This window comes from Providencia sp. PROV202, from assembly GCF_028479565.1.
GTDB lineage: Bacteria > Pseudomonadota > Gammaproteobacteria > Enterobacterales > Enterobacteriaceae > Providencia > Providencia zhijiangensis.
In genome coordinates, this window is sequence record NZ_JAMPNV010000022.1 from 1 (window position 1) to 17,955 (window position 17,955).

Annotated in this window: 15 protein-coding genes; 9 read left to right on the forward strand and 6 right to left on the reverse strand. The window is 40.3% G+C overall.

From position 1 onward, the window contains the following. Positions 1-151 precede the first annotated feature (151 nt). A complete protein-coding gene (locus PR799_RS16235; RefSeq protein ID WP_272522783.1) occupies positions 152-1,060 on the reverse strand; it encodes a TIGR01777 family oxidoreductase in 909 nt (302 codons plus the stop codon). 272 nt (positions 1,061-1,332) lie between these two features. Between PR799_RS16235 and yfcD the strand changes: the two genes are divergently transcribed. After that, on the forward strand, positions 1,333-1,875 hold the full coding sequence (gene yfcD, locus PR799_RS16240; protein ID WP_154602882.1) for an NUDIX hydrolase YfcD: 543 nt from the start codon (positions 1,333-1,335) through the stop codon (positions 1,873-1,875). 46 nt (positions 1,876-1,921) lie between these two features. On the opposite strand, the gene PR799_RS16245 is transcribed toward yfcD, so the two are convergent. The 3 genes from PR799_RS16245 to ackA all read right to left on the reverse strand — a co-directional run bounded on the left by PR799_RS16245 (position 1,922) and on the right by ackA (position 6,602). Continuing rightward, positions 1,922-3,049, reverse strand: a complete 1,128-nt coding sequence (locus tag PR799_RS16245; protein WP_272522784.1) for a hypothetical protein — start codon at positions 3,047-3,049, stop codon at positions 1,922-1,924. Positions 3,050-3,188: 139 nt separating this feature from the next. Further along, positions 3,189-5,318 carry a phosphate acetyltransferase gene (pta, locus tag PR799_RS16250; RefSeq protein WP_154600249.1) on the reverse strand — a complete coding sequence of 710 codons (2,130 nt, stop codon included), beginning with the start codon at positions 5,316-5,318 and terminating at the stop codon, positions 3,189-3,191. An 81-nt stretch (positions 5,319-5,399) separates the two neighbouring features. Continuing rightward, on the reverse strand, positions 5,400-6,602 hold the full coding sequence (gene ackA, locus PR799_RS16255) for an acetate kinase (protein WP_272522785.1): 1,203 nt from the start codon (positions 6,600-6,602) through the stop codon (positions 5,400-5,402). Between the two features lie 637 nt (positions 6,603-7,239). Between ackA and yfbV the strand changes: the two genes are divergently transcribed. The 5 genes from yfbV to PR799_RS16280 all read left to right on the forward strand — a co-directional run bounded on the left by yfbV (position 7,240) and on the right by PR799_RS16280 (position 11,612). Then, the gene (gene yfbV / locus PR799_RS16260) at positions 7,240-7,695 is read left to right on the forward strand and encodes a terminus macrodomain insulation protein YfbV (protein WP_036952713.1); all 456 of its coding nucleotides are present in this window, start codon (positions 7,240-7,242) and stop codon (positions 7,693-7,695) included. Between the two features lie 161 nt (positions 7,696-7,856). Further along, positions 7,857-8,351 (forward strand): YfbU family protein, encoded by a 495-nt coding sequence (locus PR799_RS16265; RefSeq protein WP_036952716.1) that lies wholly within the window; start codon positions 7,857-7,859, stop codon positions 8,349-8,351. A 68-nt stretch (positions 8,352-8,419) separates the two neighbouring features. Beyond that, positions 8,420-9,094 (forward strand): sugar phosphatase, encoded by a 675-nt coding sequence (locus PR799_RS16270; protein ID WP_272522786.1) that lies wholly within the window; start codon positions 8,420-8,422, stop codon positions 9,092-9,094. An 87-nt stretch (positions 9,095-9,181) separates the two neighbouring features. Beyond that, positions 9,182-11,011 (forward strand): SLC13 family permease, encoded by a 1,830-nt coding sequence (locus PR799_RS16275; RefSeq protein ID WP_272522787.1) that lies wholly within the window; start codon positions 9,182-9,184, stop codon positions 11,009-11,011. A 175-nt stretch (positions 11,012-11,186) separates the two neighbouring features. Further along, entirely contained in the window at positions 11,187-11,612 is a 426-nt protein-coding gene (locus PR799_RS16280; RefSeq protein ID WP_272522788.1) for a hypothetical protein, read from the forward strand. 426 nt (positions 11,613-12,038) lie between these two features. Here the strand turns inward: PR799_RS16280 and yfbR are convergent, their stop codons facing one another. Continuing rightward, entirely contained in the window at positions 12,039-12,620 is a 582-nt protein-coding gene (gene yfbR / locus PR799_RS16285) for a 5'-deoxynucleotidase (protein ID WP_272522789.1), read from the reverse strand. 206 nt (positions 12,621-12,826) lie between these two features. Here yfbR and PR799_RS16290 point away from each other — a divergent pair, with 206 nt between their 5' ends. Beyond that, complete coding sequence (locus PR799_RS16290) at positions 12,827-13,216, forward strand: hypothetical protein (RefSeq protein ID WP_154628138.1); 390 nt, start codon at positions 12,827-12,829, stop codon at positions 13,214-13,216. A 372-nt stretch (positions 13,217-13,588) separates the two neighbouring features. Here PR799_RS16290 and PR799_RS16295 read toward each other — a convergent pair whose 3' ends face one another. Next, entirely contained in the window at positions 13,589-14,803 is a 1,215-nt protein-coding gene (locus PR799_RS16295; RefSeq protein WP_154602878.1) for a pyridoxal phosphate-dependent aminotransferase, read from the reverse strand. A gap of 810 nt (positions 14,804-15,613) precedes the next feature. Here PR799_RS16295 and PR799_RS16300 point away from each other — a divergent pair. Next, complete coding sequence (locus tag PR799_RS16300; protein WP_154602877.1) at positions 15,614-16,522, forward strand: LysR family transcriptional regulator; 909 nt, start codon at positions 15,614-15,616, stop codon at positions 16,520-16,522. Positions 16,523-17,501: 979 nt separating this feature from the next. Continuing rightward, the gene (locus PR799_RS16305) at positions 17,502-17,945 is read left to right on the forward strand and encodes an NADH-quinone oxidoreductase subunit A (RefSeq protein WP_036952734.1); all 444 of its coding nucleotides are present in this window, start codon (positions 17,502-17,504) and stop codon (positions 17,943-17,945) included. Positions 17,946-17,955: the final 10 nt, after the last annotated feature.

The following is a 17,955-nucleotide window of genomic DNA, read 5'->3' on the forward strand; positions in this document are numbered from 1 at the left end:
ATTTGAATGTATGCATAATAAGTGTGAATGAAAATGATTTAAACAGGAATGATTTAAACAGGATAGTTGTAAAGAAAAACACGGTAGAAACCATCTCATTATATATCACGAGATGGCAGGGATATTATGGTGTTAGACGCGTAAAAATGAGTTAGCTTCCACTGGAAACCAATAAATCTTCCAAAGCAATTCTCAGTTCAATAAATTCAAATTCAAAGCCAGCCTCTTCTAAGCGTTTTGGAATGGCCTGCTGCCCAGCAAGCAATAATGTTGCGGATTCCCCAAGTACACCTCTGACTGCAAATGCAGGGGTGCGGATAAAGGAAGGGCGATTGAGTACATCTCCCATTATGGCAGCAAATTGGTCATTATGGACAGGATAAGGCGACGTCATATTAAACGGACCTGATAAATTCGGTGTTTCCATTAAAAACAAAATCGCTTTCACCATATCGTTAATATGGATCCACGGCATATATTGTTTTCCATGACCAATCGGCCCGCCAGCACCCATTTTAAAAATAGGCAGAATTTTGGCGAGCAAACCGCCGTTAGGGGATAAAATTAATCCAGTACGTAATAAACACACTCGGGTTTTATCCGATTGCGCCTCTTGGGCAATAGCTTCCCAGCGAGCAGCTAGTTGATGGGTGAATTCATCATGGGGTTGATCCTCTTCCGTCACGACGGATTGACCTTGGTCGCCATAGTAGCCTACAGCAGAGCCTGACAGGAATACGCTTGGCGGGTTTTGACTGGCTTTGATTAAGTTCGTTAATTGTTGCGTAATTTTCCAGCGACTGTCACAGAGGATCTGTTTTTGTGCTGCTGTCCAGCGTTTTTCTGCGATAGGTTCACCGGCAAGGTTGATGACCACATCAAAGCCATCGAGGTCGGTTTTATCTTGAAGGGTTGTCCAGCACTCAACGGCTTTACAAAATAAACTATATACTTTTTGCGGTGAACGGCTTAATACGGTGACCTGATGTGAATGCATCACTAACGTTTGAACCAGTTGGGTGCCAATTAACCCTGTTCCGCCTGTTATTAGAATTCTCATTTTTTATCCCCCCATATTTAGAGCGCTATCACACTCTAAATAATCCAATTTTTACCACCCTATAAAGATAACTATAGCATTTGCAAATGGGAATTGTTGGGTTTCAGTTAACGCTTCACAAAAAAGAATTTTGTACTGTATCTTAAAGAGATGCATTGATTTTTGTGATGGAAAGCAAGGTCAAATTTGGGTAGGATCTCTTGCAACATATATGCGAAAAGAATACCTTGTATCAAAGTATTTTGGTGGACAAGCTAAATAAGGTTTTCAGGATGGAACAACAGACCGAATTCGTCGAATGGGTAGATATCGTTGACGAAGATAATAATGTAATAGCGCAAGCAACTCGTAGCCAAATGCGTGCAGAAAACTTACGCCACCGTGCGACCTACATCGTGGTGCACGATGGAATGGGTAAAATTCTGGTGCAACGGAGAACGGACATTAAAGATTTCTACCCAGGGCTTTTGGATGCGACGGCGGGTGGTGTCGTGATGCAAGATGAACAGATCCTTGAATCAGCTAAGCGTGAAGCTGAAGAGGAATTGGGGATTGCAGGTGTTCCGTTTGCAGAACATGGTACTTTCTATTATGAAAATGAAATTTGCCGCGTGTGGGGTGGATTATTTAGTTGTGTGAGTCACGGTCCTTTTGCTTTGCAAGAAAGTGAAGTCGTGGAAGTAACTTGGTTGACTCCCAAGGAAATTACCGCTCGTTGTGATGAATTTACGCCAGATTCGCTTAAAGCACTGTCATTATGGTTAACGCGTAATAATGAAGCGGATAAAGCGATTAGCTGTTCAAACCCAGAGTAAATGCGAGTATTGAAATAAGGACTACCTTGGTAGTCCTTTTGTACTTTTATGATTTATAAAATTTAGGTTCTTTGATTTTATTGGATAGCGGATATTGATGAAGTTTATCGGCGTAGGAGGTATTAACCTCGATGATTTTCTCATCTAGAGCATTAACAAAGCACTCTTGCTGAGATATTGTTTTTTCAATGAGATTAAAAAACTTTTTCTTATTTTCTGTTATATAAAGACCTTTATTAGGCTCAAAGAACTTGAATATGATTTTATCGTTGATATGTTTAATCGTGATCCCCATAGCATGATGTTTAGTCAGAAAATCACAAATGGTATCCTTCTGTTGCTGTAGTCGATTATTAATGCGCTGCTTGAATTGCTCAAAGGTTATATAATTTTGTGAATTTAAATTTACGTTATTATCAATAGTCGTATAGGTGTCATATTTTATATTATATTGGCTATTTCTTTGTGTTATTTGATGCTTAATGATTTTTTTCTGGTGGTTTTTAACTAATTCAAAAAATGGTTTAATGCTGTTGATTGATAAATCAGTCATTGCAAAGTTAGAACATTTTTTCTTAATTTCTCGAGCAGTTGATTTCATTAAATTAAGTTCAAATTGACTTTTCATTTTTAATATATTCTCCCTGGCACTTGCTGATGTGGAATAGGTATAAAAATATAACTGATGTAATAATTTTTTAAAATTAATGACATCATTTTCCCCTATATTATCCAGTAATAATGCACTGTTTTTAAAAAATACCGCATTGATTGAGTTAAGCATATTTCTTTGTTTTAACTCTCGGTTATCATTTGAAAAATCAAATTTTTTTATGGCATGGTCAATCTTCAAAACATAATCAATTATTTTCTGTCTATAAATAATTTGACAAAAAGCATCATTTAAAAAAGTGTGATAATGGCGAATATTCTCCTTGGAGTTATGTGTTTTTTTCAATGCTATCGCCAGATTTTTTATATATTTTTTTTCATCATTTGCATGGGCATAAAATAAGAAAGCATGTGTTAATCCATAACAGACACCTTTTTCGGCTTCTTGAATATTTTTAATACCGATTATATTACGGGAAAACTCATTTTTAACGGTATCTTTAAAATAATCTGTTAATTTTTTTTGTTCAAACTTAATACTGACTCTTTGGGGGATAATCATAATCATTCTCAATATTTTTGTGAAAATATAGAGGTTAATGATATGAAATGAGGGGAATATCATTTTCATATAACGATGAAAAAACAAAGGTCAACCCATTTCTGGATTGACCTTTTAACTCAAAGCTTAATAACTAAGATTATGCGTTTTCGTTTTGTACCGCTTGAATCGCAGTCAGTGCAACAGTGTAAACAATATCGTCTACCAGTGCGCCACGGGATAAGTCGTTAACAGGTTTACGCATACCTTGCAGCATTGGACCGATAGAGACTAAGTCAGCAGAACGTTGTACTGCTTTATAGGTGGTATTACCGGTGTTCAAGTCTGGGAAGATAAATACAGTTGCTTTACCCGCAACTGGCGAGTTTGGCGCTTTAGATTTTGCCACATCAGCCATTACCGCAGCATCGTACTGTAATGGGCCGTCGATCATCAGGTCAGGGCGTTTTTCTTGCGCTAAACGTGTTGCTTCACGTACTTTCTCAACATCACTACCCGCACCGGAATTACCCGTAGAGTAAGAGATCATTGCAACGCGAGGTTCGATACCAAACGCTTTTGCTGAATCCGCAGATTGAATTGCGATTTCAGACAGTTGCTCTGCTGTTGGATCTGGGTTAATCGCACAGTCACCATAAACAAACACTTGCTCTGGCAGCAGCATAAAGAATACAGAAGAAACTAATGAGCTACCTGGCGCAGTTTTAATTAACTGTAATGGTGGGCGAATGGTGTTTGCAGTGGTATGAACTGCACCAGAGACTAGACCATCTACTTCGCCTTTTTCCAGCATCAATGTGCCCAGAACAACATTATCTTCCAGTTGTTCACGAGCAACGACTTCGGTCATGCCTTTGCTTTTACGTAGTTCGACTAAACGAGCAACATATTCTTCGCGAACTTTAATTGGGTCAACGATTTCGATGCCAGCGCCTAATTCGATACCTTGAGATGCCGCAACGCGGCGGATATCATCAGGATTACCTAACAGTACGCAGGTCGCGATACCACGTTCAGCACAAATGGATGCTGCTTTAACGGTACGTGGCTCATCACCTTCAGGTAGCACGATGCGTTTGCCTGCTTTACGAGCCAGTTCAGTTAACTGGTAACGGAATGCAGGAGGAGACAGGCGGTTTGGACGCTCAGAGTCTGCAACCAGAGATTCAATCCAGTTACTGCTAATGTGGCGAGCCACATAGTTTTGAATTTTTTCAATACGCTCATGGTCATCAGCCGGAACTTCAAGGCTGAAACTTTGCAGATTCAGCGAAGTTTGCCATGTGTTGCTGTTCACCATAAACACAGGTAAGCCCGTTTCGAATGCTTGTTCACAAAGTTTGCGAATAGGTGCATCGATATCATAGCCACCAGTTAGTAAGATAGCCCCGATTTCTACGCCATTCATTGCCGCCAAAGAGGCTGAAACCAGCACGTCAGGGCGGTCAGCTGAAGTCACTAACAATGAACCTGGGCGGAAGTGTTCCAGCATGTGTGGAATGCTACGTGCGCAGAAAGTGACGGACTTAACGCGACGAGTGTTGATTTCACCTTCGTTGACGACTTTTGCATTTAAGTGTTTTGCCATGTCGATTGCACGAGTGGCAATCAGGTCAAAGTTCCAAGGAATTGACGCTAATACTGGCAGATTTAAACACTCCAGCGCTTTGGCATCGATATTGGCCACAGTCGCTTTGGTGGAATCATCAAAGATTTCAGACAAGTCAGGGCGAGTACGACCTTGCTCATCAACGGGTGCGTTAACTTTGTTAACGATAACCCCAATGATGCTTTCATTACGTTGGCCACCAAATTCGTTACGAACCAGCTCTAAACGCTCTTGCATTTGCTGGATTGAGCTATTGCCCGGCGCAGTAACAAAGACAATTTCAGCGCCTAAAGTTTTGGCGATTTCGTAGTTCAGTGATTGTGCAAAAGAGTGCTTGCGAGTTGGGACTAAACCTTCGATTAGGATCACTTCCGCATCTTTAGTGTGGTCGTGGTAGCGCGCCACGATCTCTTCCATCAAAATATCTTTCTTTGATGAAGTCAGCAGAGATTCCACATATTCCATTGTTAGTGGTTCAACAATGGTTGTGATGCTGGAGTGTGAACGTAAAACTTCAGTAGTTTGGTCTTTATTACCGGAAACGCGTGGTTGTGCGATAGGTTTAAACACACTCAGCTGGACACCTTTTTGTTCCATTGAGCGGACGACACCCAGACTAACGCTGGTTAAACCAACGCTGGTGCCAGTAGGAATTAGCATAATTGTACGGGACACAGGAACCTCGTTTTTTGGTTACTCTAAAGCAGTACCGCCAGCATAAGGCTGGCGGCAAGAAAGTCTTTATGCTGTTAAGCGTGCAGCATCTTGGGCGATCACCAACTCTTCATTGGTTGGGATAACCAGTGCCGGACGGCTGTTGTCGGTGGTGATAACACCTTCTTTACCGAAACGTGCAGCTAAGTTGCGCTCGTGGTCATATTCGAAACCAAGGATTGCCAGTTTCTTCAGCGTAATTTCTCGCACTTGTGCAGAGTTTTCACCGATACCGCCAGTGAAGATAATTGCATCAAGACGACCTTCCATCAGCGCGCTGTACGCACCAACATATTTTGCTAAACGGTGGCAGAACACATCCATTGCACGGGTTGCATCCGCTTTAGTGCCGTAGTTATCTTCAACATAACGGCAGTCGCTAGTCACGCCAGTTAAGCCCAGTAAGCCAGATTCTTTAGTCAGCATTTTGTTGATTTGGTCAACGCTCATGCCTAATGAATCATGTAAGTGGAAAATAATCGCAGGGTCGATATCACCGCTACGAGTCCCCATGACTAAGCCTTCTAATGGAGTTAAACCCATTGATGTATCAACACATTTACCGTTAACGATAGCAGATACTGAACCACCATTACCTAAATGGCAAGTGATAACGTTCAGTTCATCAACTGGCTTGTTCAGTTTTTTCGCCGCTTCACGAGAAACATAGAAATGGCTAGTACCGTGCGCACCATAACGACGGATGCTGTGCTCGGAATATAACTCGTATGGCAGTGCATACAGGTAAGCTTCTTCAGGCATTGTCTGATGGAATGCTGTATCGAATACCGCTACGTTTTTGGTGATCAGATGAGGGAATGATTTTCTCGCTTCTTCAATACCGATAAGGTGAGCAGGGTTATGTAATGGCGCGAATGGGATTGCCGCTTTAATACCTGCGATGACTTCGTCATCAATAAGAACAGAAGAAGTGAATTTCTCGCCACCATGAACAATACGGTGACCGATAGAGGAAATCTGTGCGGACAATTCAGGCTTAGCAGCCAGGATTGTGTTTACGATGAAGTTCAGTGCTTCGCTGTGCGCAGCGCCTGCACCTAAAGGTGCTTCATGTTTTTCACCGTCCATTTTCCATTTAATACGAGCTTCAGGTAAATTAAAACATTCAGCTAAACCTGATAGAAATTCATCTCCATTAGTCGGATCGATGATTGCAAATTTCAGTGAGGAGCTACCGCAGTTTAAAACCAGTACCAGCTTACTTGACATGGAAATACCTATCTTAGTTGATGTTGTGAAGCCCGTTATGAGGACACACAGACTTAGTTGAAAAATGTTATTCGCTAGAGCCTAGCGCATTTATATCCGACCAATTCATGATTGATATCATGATATGTGCAAAAAAGCACATGGGTCGATGATTTTACAGGGTTTTCTCGCGCAAACGTTACGTGATGCTGTTAAATAACTGTGAAAAATAAGTCACAGTATCGTGTTGAAATAACGTGCAGAACCCCAATATATCACTGTTGTTGACTTATTAAAGAGAACTATTAAGTAACATAGTTCGGCAGTAATTCTAATTACGGTCGATTCTACTAAAACTATTTTATATTTTATACGTTTTTTTTAAAAATAGGGCGTTTGGTTGATTAAAATCATAAATGCCATATAAAGTGTAGTTATAGCGGTGAGTTACGTATTCAAGAGAATAGCGGGTTTCATTTAAGTTAGCTTAATTAAAGCTAAATTTGTGAAAATTAACTTAAAAACTGAGTGTGCGTTCACGCTGAATTTGACGTAAGCTAGCCATAGATTGATATTGTTTTTGTGATGACCGATTGAAATTGATAGTCACTGAAAATCAATGGCAGTAAAAAATGAATAAGTAGTAGGAAATTAATTGATGAGCACAATGCAAAGTACCCCTCCAGGTTTTTTTAAACGCTTCAGATTAGGTAATCACTATCTGAAGGTTTTTCCTATGGAAAAAAAGCTAACGCCACTGTTTCCTGAACTACGTATCAATAAAGCGATTCGGTTTGGGATCCGCTTTATGCCGCCCATTGCGATATTTACGCTGGCTTGGCAAATTGCACTAGGCGGGCAGTTAGGTCCAGCTGTCGCGACGGCATTATTTGCCTGCAGCTTGCCAATGCAAGGGTTATGGTGGTTAGGTAAGCGTGCTGTCACACCATTACCGGCAGGGTTATTAAGCTGGTTCTATGAAATTCGCGATAAATTTACCGAAGCGGGAATTGCGATGGCACCCGTTGAGCAGCAGCCTGACTATATGGCGTTAGCCGAACTTTTGAAAAAAGCGTTCAATCAGTTAGATCATACCTTTATGGAAGATATCTAAACGGTTCATCGAACCTTATTTAGCATTCGATTTGATAACAAACCGTTACTTAACAGTAATTAACGCAAAACAACTGTTTAGATCAATAAAAGTGATATTTAATCTGTGCATTATCAACATTGAATGCGAAGATTGCAGAAAATTATCAACGGAGAGCTGTGATGGAAATGACCAATGCTGAACGCTTAATTTTATCCAATCAATATAAAATGATGACCATGTTAGACCCGGATAACGCAGAGCGTTACCGCCGTCTACAAACTATCATTGAGCGTGGATTTGGTTTACAAATGCGCGAGCTGGATAGGGATTTTGGTGAACTCAGCGAGCAAACGTGCCGTACGGTTATTGAAGTGATGGAAATGTACCATGCGCTGCAAGTTTCTTATGGCAACATGGAAGACAAACATGGTGTGGATGGTCGTCGTGTGCAGTTTTTGGGCTTTGATGCCGCAACGGAAGCGCGTTATCTGAGTTATGTGCGCTTTATGGTCAATACAGAAGGGCGCTACACCCATTTCGATAGCGGAACTCATGGCTTTAACTCACAAACACCAATGTGGGATAAATATTTAAGAATGCTGAAAATTTGGCAAGCTTGTCCTCGCCAATATCACCTTTCAGCGGTTGAGGTTTCTCAAATTCTCAATGCTTAACCTATCTTTTTAGGTGGACGCATTGACGTCTTGTATTAGGTAGCTGATTTTCTAAAAAAGGGTTTGATGTGAAGTTAAAAGCAAAAGGTTTTTTATTCGATCTCGATGGAACATTGGCGGATTCACTGGCTGTCGTTGAGCGCTGTTGGTGTTTATTCGGCGATAGAATTGGTGAAGATCATCAAGCGATTATCGACTATATCCATGGAAAACCAGCAATGACCACATTGCGTCATTTCCTACCCAATGCAAGCGAAGAAGAGCTGCAAAGCCATTTTCGTTGGTTAGAGAAAATGGAAAGCGAAGATATGGACGGCGTTGTTGCACTGCCAGGTGCAATAGCGCTGTTATCTTTACTGAATAAATTAGGTGCCCCTTGGGCGATTGTAACATCGGGCACAGTGCCAATTGCTCACGGACGCCGAGCAGCGGCGGGTTTACCTGAGCCGAAGCACTGGGTCACGTTTGAAAAAGTCTCTAAAGGCAAACCTGATCCAGAACCGTTCCAATTAGGGGCGAAAAGCCTCGAGCTGCCTCCTGAAGAGTGCATTGCTTTTGAAGATGCACCAGCAGGGATCCATTCAGCATTAAGTGCGGGTTGCCAAGTGATTGCGGTTCATGATCCTGAAGGTATGCCAAGACGAGATGAAATCTCTGCAATTATTAGTACATTAGAACAAATTTCCGTGACAGGCCCTGACAATAACGGCTATTTTGAGCTTTTCGTATCGAAAAACGCCTAATTACGATCTAATCAAAGAAATCCTCTGAAAAACATGCTTAACTAACTAAAATCTTTAGCCTGTTTTTTTTCGTCGAAAGGGGATACTTTGAACGGAGAATTGCTGTGGGTGCTAACCCTACTATTGATAGCGGTTGTTCTATTTACTACCAATAAAGTCCGCATGGATGTGGTTGCCTTATTAGTGATTGTGGCGTTTGTATTAAGTGACACACTGACCTTACAACAGGCAACGGCGGGTTTTGCGGATCCTAACGTTTTGTTGATTGCCGCTCTATTTGTCATCGGTGATGGTCTGGTTCGTACCGGAATTGCCTACCAAATGGGGGAGTGGCTCGTCCGAGTCGCAGGCAGCAGCGAAAGTAAAATGCTGGTCTTTTTAATGATGACGGTGGCGGGGCTCGGTGCATTTATGAGCTCCACTGGCGTGGTCGCTATCTTTATTCCGGTGGTGCTCAGTGTAGCGGCACGGATGAAAACCTCACCAAGTCGATTAATGATGCCGCTGGGCTTTGCTGGCTTAATCAGCGGTATGATGACATTAGTCGCAACACCGCCCAACATGGTGGTGAACAGTGAATTAGTTCGCGAAGGATTACCCAGCTTTCAATTTTTCTCAATTACCCCGATAGGGCTGCTTATTTTAATCGCGGGTATTGGCTATATGTGGCTAACTCGTCGCTGGTTAGGGAGTAATGAGCCGGATAAACAACCTGTTAAATATCAACGCAGTTTCCGTGACCTGATCCGCGATTATAAATTAGCAGGACGCGCTCGCCGATTAGCTATTCGTAAAGGCTCTTCACTGATAGGACACACGCTTGATGAGCTTCATTTACGTTCCCGTTATGGCGCAAACGTGGTGGGGATTGAGCGCTGGCGTAAGTTTCGCCGTGTGATGGTGAGTGCAACGGGGGGAACTGAGTTACGCGAGCGCGATGTTTTGCTGATTGATATTTCAGTGACTGACGATGAACTGCGCCAATTTTGCAGTGAGCAACTTCTTGAACCGATGATCTTGCGCGGGGATTATTTTTCCGAGCAATCAAGGGATGTAGGGATGGCGGAAGTTTCCATGAACCCAGACTCAGAATTATTGGGTAAAACGTTACGAGAGATTAAATTTCGTACCCGATATGGTTTAAACATCGTAGGGATCCGCCGTGATGGAAAGGCCCTTGATGGAAAGCTGGTGGATGAACCTCTGCGCTTAGGGGATATTTTGCTGGTCATTGGGGACTGGAAGCTGATCCGTATTCTATCGACCAAACCACGTAATTTTATCGTATTGAACTTAGCCGCTGAGGTTGAGGCCGTTGCACCAGCCTCCTCACAAGCCCCTCATGCGTTATTTTGCCTTGCACTCATGGTGGCGATGATGGTCACCAATGAAATTCCTAACTTTATTGCAGCATTAATTGCCTGTCTATTAATGGGGAAATTTCGCTGTATTGATATGGAAAGTGCGTATAAGTCAATTCATTGGCCGAGCATTATTTTGATTGTTGGGATGATGCCATTCGCTATCGCTTTACAGGAAACCGGGGGGATAGCCCTCGCGGTAGACGCACTGATGAAGATCGCTGGCGGATTGGGACCTCATGTCATGCTAGTCTGCTTGTTTATTCTATGCGCGACGATAGGCTTGTTTATTTCCAATACGGCCACTGCAGTATTAATGGCACCGATTGCCATTGCTGCCGCGCGCCAAATGGAAGTCTCTCCATTACCTTTTGCGATGGTGATTGGTATCGCGGCATCCGCTGCATTTATGACGCCAGTATCTTCCCCTGTGAATACATTAGTATTGGGTCCCGGTGGTTATAAATTTGCTGATTTTCTGAAGATTGGCGTCCCTTTTACGATTATCGTCATGTTTATCAGTGTGGCAGTGATCCCTATCTTGTTCCCATTCTAATTAAATCAATAGCGCCTACTTTATTAAGGCGCTATTAAACTCAATAAAACTTACTGCCCATGATGATAAAGATCAATTCGTAATATTTAATCCATTACCGCCTATCCGTTGAATCTTGTTATTTTTATTTCCGGAACAATCCTTAAAATTAACAGATAATTATGGTGAGGTAATAATGAATACTGAAATAACAAAAGAGAAAGTGGTAGTTTATGGAAATGATGGTTTTTGTACTTTCGAAAACTATTGGGGTGAAGAATTAGTTTCTGTTCGATTAGAACATTATGTTTCAGGTATAATTGATGACACGAGACATATGTTAACAACAGTTGAATTAGCAAATATTGCGGATCGAACAGAGCTAAAAAAAGTGTTTTTCATACGAACGGCTCTGGGACAGCTGGATCGGTATGACTATTGGTATATGACCATGCATACTAAAAGTGGGCGAGTTTTTAGAACGAAAGACAGATTTCGTTGTTCTTATGTCTTCTATGATTCTTTAGATGCGATTATTGGTGTGAATGGTGCGGCGAAAACATTATATATCGCATTTTCATCATCATCAGGATGCAAGACAGAATTGATTGAGGTTTTATAATAAATAACTTTAATTCAGGATGAAATAAAATGGCGGAACTATTTATCATGATATACCCGATAAAATAAAGATAGATAATATTATGTGGTTCAGTTACGAGCTAGATACCGAGGATTCTTATAATCACTGGTATGTAGATATAACAACAGAAGATGGAAAACGCTATCATACAAAGAGCAAATTTTATTGCTCGATGACAAGAGCCGATGAAGGAAAAGTGATTCTTGGCATCAATGGCGAATCTGAAAATTTATACGTCCATTATCCTGTTTCAATTGAAAATAAAGCATGAATGACTCATTATGTTTTATGATAAAAATCACGAACATCTAAATAAACGATATTGTAGATAAGTAAGTGGAAGTGTACATCAAGCTGAACAGGATGTTAAAAGTAGGAATGACATTCGCCATTCCTTATATTTCCTTAGTGACTGATTTCATCTAATGAAAGCGTAAAACTCGGGACAAACGTTTTCATAAAATATTCCATTTCAGGGCTATTGCGCTCAGCGAGCATTTTTTCCAGGCGCCTTTTGGCGAGCTTAAATTCGCTATTGCCTGCAGATAGCTCTTCTAAACATTTTAAATAGGCACATAAAGTATCTGCTTGTTTTACAATAAAATGTTCTTCTTCAGACTGCAGCTCTTCTACTAGCAAGCATTTAAAATCCTCTTGCAGCTCTTCAGGTAACATATCCAGTAATTTTTGCTGCGCGAATTTTTCTATTTTTTTGTATTCATGGGCAATTTGCTGATTATGATACTTAATTGGCGTTGGTAAGTCACCGGTGATGACTTCACTTGCATCATGGTACATGGCGAATAGTGCAATTTTTTCGGCGTTAACATTACCATCAAATTTACGGTTTTTAATGATTGCGAGCGCATGTGCCACCATCGCGACTTGTAGGCTGTGCTCTGAAACATTTTCAGTCCGCACATTACGCATTAGGGGCCAGCGATGAATGAGTTTCATTCTAGCAAGATGGGCAAAAAAGTAACTCATAATTCCTCCTTGATTGAAATAATCATATGTGAAAATCATACATCAGATACAAGTAAATTTATATTTAATATTAAGCGCTTCTATTATGAATAAGTGAATATAACTTAATGAAAGCTGATGTTTTAAATGAATTAAGTATAGGAAGAAATGCATTAAAATTCCCATTAATTATCCAACCATCAATCCAATAGCATCGAGGAGATTATATGGAAATCGCGTTATCAGCAAAAGGTACGGTTACATTAGAGAACTTTTGGGGAGAGCCCTTAAAATTGATGAAACTTACACACTTATCATTACGAACATCCACTGTTGAACTAAAGGATGTACCCCAAGGGGCGATTATTAAAAATGCGATGGAGTTTATTTATCAACGGGGTATTGGAAAGCCGCGAGATTACTGGATTTTAGACATTGTGACTCAAGAAAATACACGTTATCGCTCAGAACCTATGTATGATTGTTCTATTGATGAAACGGAAAGTCCGACGGAGGGGCATGTAATTATTGGAGTCAATGGCGAGTCTAAACGAATTTACACAGTTCTAGACAGTGGAGATCGTTGTTCTGACAGTATGAATCAAGTTTGGCTATAATTAATATTCGATTCATAATCATGCAATGAAATGATCAAAAAAGAATGAAATAAAAAAGTTAAATTGAGAGTATCCATACTCAATTATCTAAATAAGACGTAAAAGAGTAAACAAGTTATCATCCAATAATAAATTGATTTGATATTTTTAGTCACTATAATCGAGAGGTATATAATTAAACTGATCGAGGATGAAATGAAATATTTCCCAATTATATTAGTGCTATTTTTCTTAGCAGCTGTTTACTTTATTTCTATTATTTAATTAATCTAATAAAGACTATTGAATTTAGAGCTTCATAAAGAAACTTGTTTTTATTAAGATAAAAAAATAGCCCTTATTTGGGCTATTTTATTTTGATAAAACGAAAATTTATTGACGATAGTTTTCTAAGAAACGACCAAATTTATTGATTGCCATTTCTAAGTCATCTGCATAAGGGAGGGTGACAATACGGAAATGGTCTGGGTGTGGCCAGTTAAATGCGGTTCCCTGAACTAATAACACTTTTTCTTGTAGTAACAGGTCAAGGATCATTTTTTGGTCATCGTGGATATTAAAACGTTTAATATCAATTTTCGGGAACATATACAGGGCGCCTTGTGGCTTAACACAAGAGACACCAGGAATTTGGTTAATCAGTTCCCATGCACGGTTACGCTGCTCGTATAAACGACCACCTGGTTGGATAAATTCGCTGATACTTTGGTAACCGCCTAATGCTGTTTGGATAGCGTGTTGCATTGGCACGTTAGCACATAAGCGCATAGATGCCAGCATTTCTAACCCTTCAATATAGCTTTTGGCTTGTTTTTTCGGGCCATTTAATACCATCCAGCCTTGGCGGAAACCTGCGACGCGATAAGTTTTTGATAACCCGTTAAACGTGACAGTCAGTAAGTCAGGTGCCAGTGCAGCGATAGAGTGGTGCTGCGCATCGTCATACAGAATTTTATCGTAAATTTCGTCGGCGAAGATAATCAAACTATGTTGACGAGCAATCTCGACGATTTCCATTAATAGCTCTTTGCTGTACACCGCCCCTGTTGGGTTATTTGGGTTGATGATGACAATCCCGCGGGTACGTGGGCTGATTTTCTTGCGGATATCGTCAATATCCGGCATCCAACCTTGTTGTTCATCACACATATAGTGAACAGCATTACCGCCTGATAGCGAAACAGCGGCTGTCCAGAGTGGATAGTCAGGGGCTGGAACCAGCATTTCATCGCCATTGTTTAATAGCGCTTGCATGGCTTGAACGATTAATTCCGATACACCGTTACCAATATAGACATCTTCAACGGTCATATCGTGGATATCACGGGCTTGGTAGTGTTGAACAATTGCCTTACGCGCAGAATATAAGCCCTTGGAATCACAGTAACCTTGCGAGCTTGGCAGATTGCGCAGGACATCAACGAGGATCTCATCAGGTGCTTCAAAGCCAAACGGTGCCGGGTTACCAATGTTCAGTTTTAGGACTTTATTGCCTTCTTCTTCTAAGCGTTTCGCTTCTTTTAAAACTGGCCCACGAATGTCATAGCAAACATTATCGAGCTTATTGGATTTCATTATCGTATTCATGGTTCTCTCATTACCCTAACGGGCTCGCAATCATAGGGGACTTCCGGCGTTACTATCTACTGTACTCCTCCCTCGGAAGCTTTTGAAGATGCTAGATAATTTTTGGTGCAAAAGGTTGGTTTAGACATAAAACAGATATGTGCTATCTTAAAGTATTGAATAAGTTAGATGATGGCTCTAATTATGGTCATTAAGTTGGAATCTAATTCTGATAATTATCGTAGTTTTGGAGTGTGTTAGTGAATGAGTCGTAAAAAAATGGCGGAAAAGTCGTGTAATGGCAAAGTGACAAAAATTGTATCACTCTGTAAGTTTGCATCTTAAATCATTAAATTAGAAATAAATTTAACTATTGGTCGGGGTGTTTTCGGGGGTTTTTGGCTTTTTTTGTTAGCAATATTGATTATTTTAATGAGAATATTCTTGGTGAAACCGTGGTTATAATGTTTAGTGTATTGATAATTAATAAAATTGTTAATTTACATCATATGTTACATAAAGAGCTTACATTAAAATAATTGCAACTACATTAAATATGTTACTATTTAGTCTTCTTCAATTATTTCGTGCTTATTGAGTTTTATGTTAATCAACCCCGCTTTAATTGATAGAAATTTAAAACGCTAATTGGATAATTGAGCTGTTTAAGTTAATTATCAAATAGATATAGCAATATAGAGTATTGAATACAATAAATGCAGATCTACGGATTAGAAATGCAAAAAGTTGGATTATTTTTAAGACTCGCTGATTCTCACGGAGGAGAGCAGAAACACCAGGTATCATAAAATTATATAAAGAGAATGTACGATGATAAATTCCAATCGTCCCATAATGAACTTAGATCTCGATTTACTACGCACATTTGTCGCAGTGGCTGATCTTAACACTTTTGCCGCTGCTGCTGCCGCAGTATGTCGAACCCAGTCCGCTGTTAGTCAGCAAATGCAACGTTTAGAGCAATTAGTTGGTCGTGAATTATTTGCACGCCACGGGCGTAATAAGCTATTAACCGCCCACGGTTTGCAATTACTCGGCTATGCGAGACAGATTTTACGTGCGAATGACGATGCCACCGCATCTTTAACCTATAACGATGCAGATGGTGAATTGCGTATCGGGGCATCCGACGATACAGTCGATATCTTATTACCTTTCTTACTAAACCGTATTGCCTCCGTATTTCCACGCATCGCGGTAGAAGTGAGAATTAAACGTGCTCAGTTTATTGAGTCAATGTTAGATAATCATGAAATTGATTTAGCATTGACGACAAGCCGTATTCCTCAGCACCCAAAAACAGCATTAAGAACTGTCCCGATTTTATGGCACAGCGCACCTGATTTTCAGCTACGTACAAATGAGCCAATCCCATTGGTGGTAATGGATGAAACGAATCCATACCGTAAGTTATGTACTCAGGCATTAGATGAAGCAGGCTTACCATGGCATGTGGCTTATGAAGCTGCATCATTACCAGCGGTTCGTGCTGCGGTGAATGCAGAAGTCGGAGTGACTGCTCGCCCAATGGAAATGCAAAACGCAGATCTGCGTGTTTTAGGTGAGTCAGATGGTTTACCGCGTCTGCCAGATATTCAGTACTGGTTATATAAAAATGCGGATGAGCAAAAAGATTTTGTGCTCACTGTCTTTAATGCCATTGAAAACAAAAAAATCTCTTATGCCGTTGCGGACCAAACTGAGAACAGCGCCCAATAAGAGCAATTTGTCCTTATCGATAAAATAGGGTTTTTATCAATGATAAGTGTCAAACATACATAGAGTGATATTATCCGGCTGAATCAGTTAATCCTGACTCAGCCGTTTTATTTTTATGAATATCCCGCCTAAAAACCGTCTTCACAATTTTACGCATTCCAATTGTTATCAAAATGTTCTTAACTGAAATTTACTGACCGTACTCATTAAGTGGTTAATAGGGGAGGAATGCGATTTTTGCAGTACGATATTTTACTTAATAACGAGGTGATAAAAAAGTGAACAATGTTTCTGTTCAATAGGTGACAAAATACACGGATTAACCACTTATTAAGTATGGATTTACGCGTAAGAGCATGAAATAATTGTGATGTATATGGCATAACATGAAATTCATTAGTTAGTTAACGATTTGTTACGCTGTTAACAATATTTATTTGCTGAATTGATAAAATAGCTGAGAGTAGTCATAGGCTTAGTGGGGATGATGAATAAAAATTCGTTACTGCCTCTTAAATTAAATTCGGATGTTATGTAAACAAATTGAGTATTTTTTCAATAAATCTGTGCGTTAGATCAAATAAAAAGCACATTTTTTCGTCTGTTAAGACAGGTTTTTCCTGAGATAATGGTGTAGTAAAAGCGAATAATCAGTTAGACTACTTTGCGTGTTTATTTGTGTATAGTAACACTGACACGTTTTAGCAGTTAATGAGTTATTTTTGTTTCGCAGATGTTTTTCACGTGTGAATTATTTGTAATAAATACGGTTATTTTGTCTCATTTGAGCAAAATAAAATGTAGTGAGAGAGGGGCAAACCAAACGGCAGTCGTCAGGCTGATTTTAGTTTGGGGGGATCTTTTAGTTTTGAGGTCAATTTTGGTCTTTCTTCTCGATTAACTGGGCAATTGTGGTGCAATACTGCCGTGTTATAAAAAAGAGCAGTTAAGTACCATAAGTAATGAGTAAGCAACGAGTATGTCTACATCAATCCTAGAGTTAGCCCATAACTGGGGCTTTGCTATATTCCTTCTCGGCGCTATTGGTCTTTGCGCTTTCATGTTGACCGCAGGTCATTTCTTGGGTAGCCGCGCCAAAGCCAGAACAAAACACGTTCCCTACGAGTCAGGTATTGACTCTGTCGGTAGTGCTCGTCTTCGTATGTCAGCCAAGTTCTACTTGGTCGCGATGTTTTTCGTGATCTTCGATGTGGAGGCTATGTTCTTATTTGCATGGTCTGTCGCCATCCGCGAAGCGGGATGGGTCGGTTTCATCGAAGCCGCTATTTTTATCTTGGTATTGTTGGCGGGATTATTTTATCTGATCCGCGTTGGTGCACTCGATTGGACTCCAATCCGTTCACGTCGCGCAGTTAAAGGTCCTAGTGAAGTTATTAAAATCAGCAATCGTCATCCGCAGTAAAAAGCGAGGC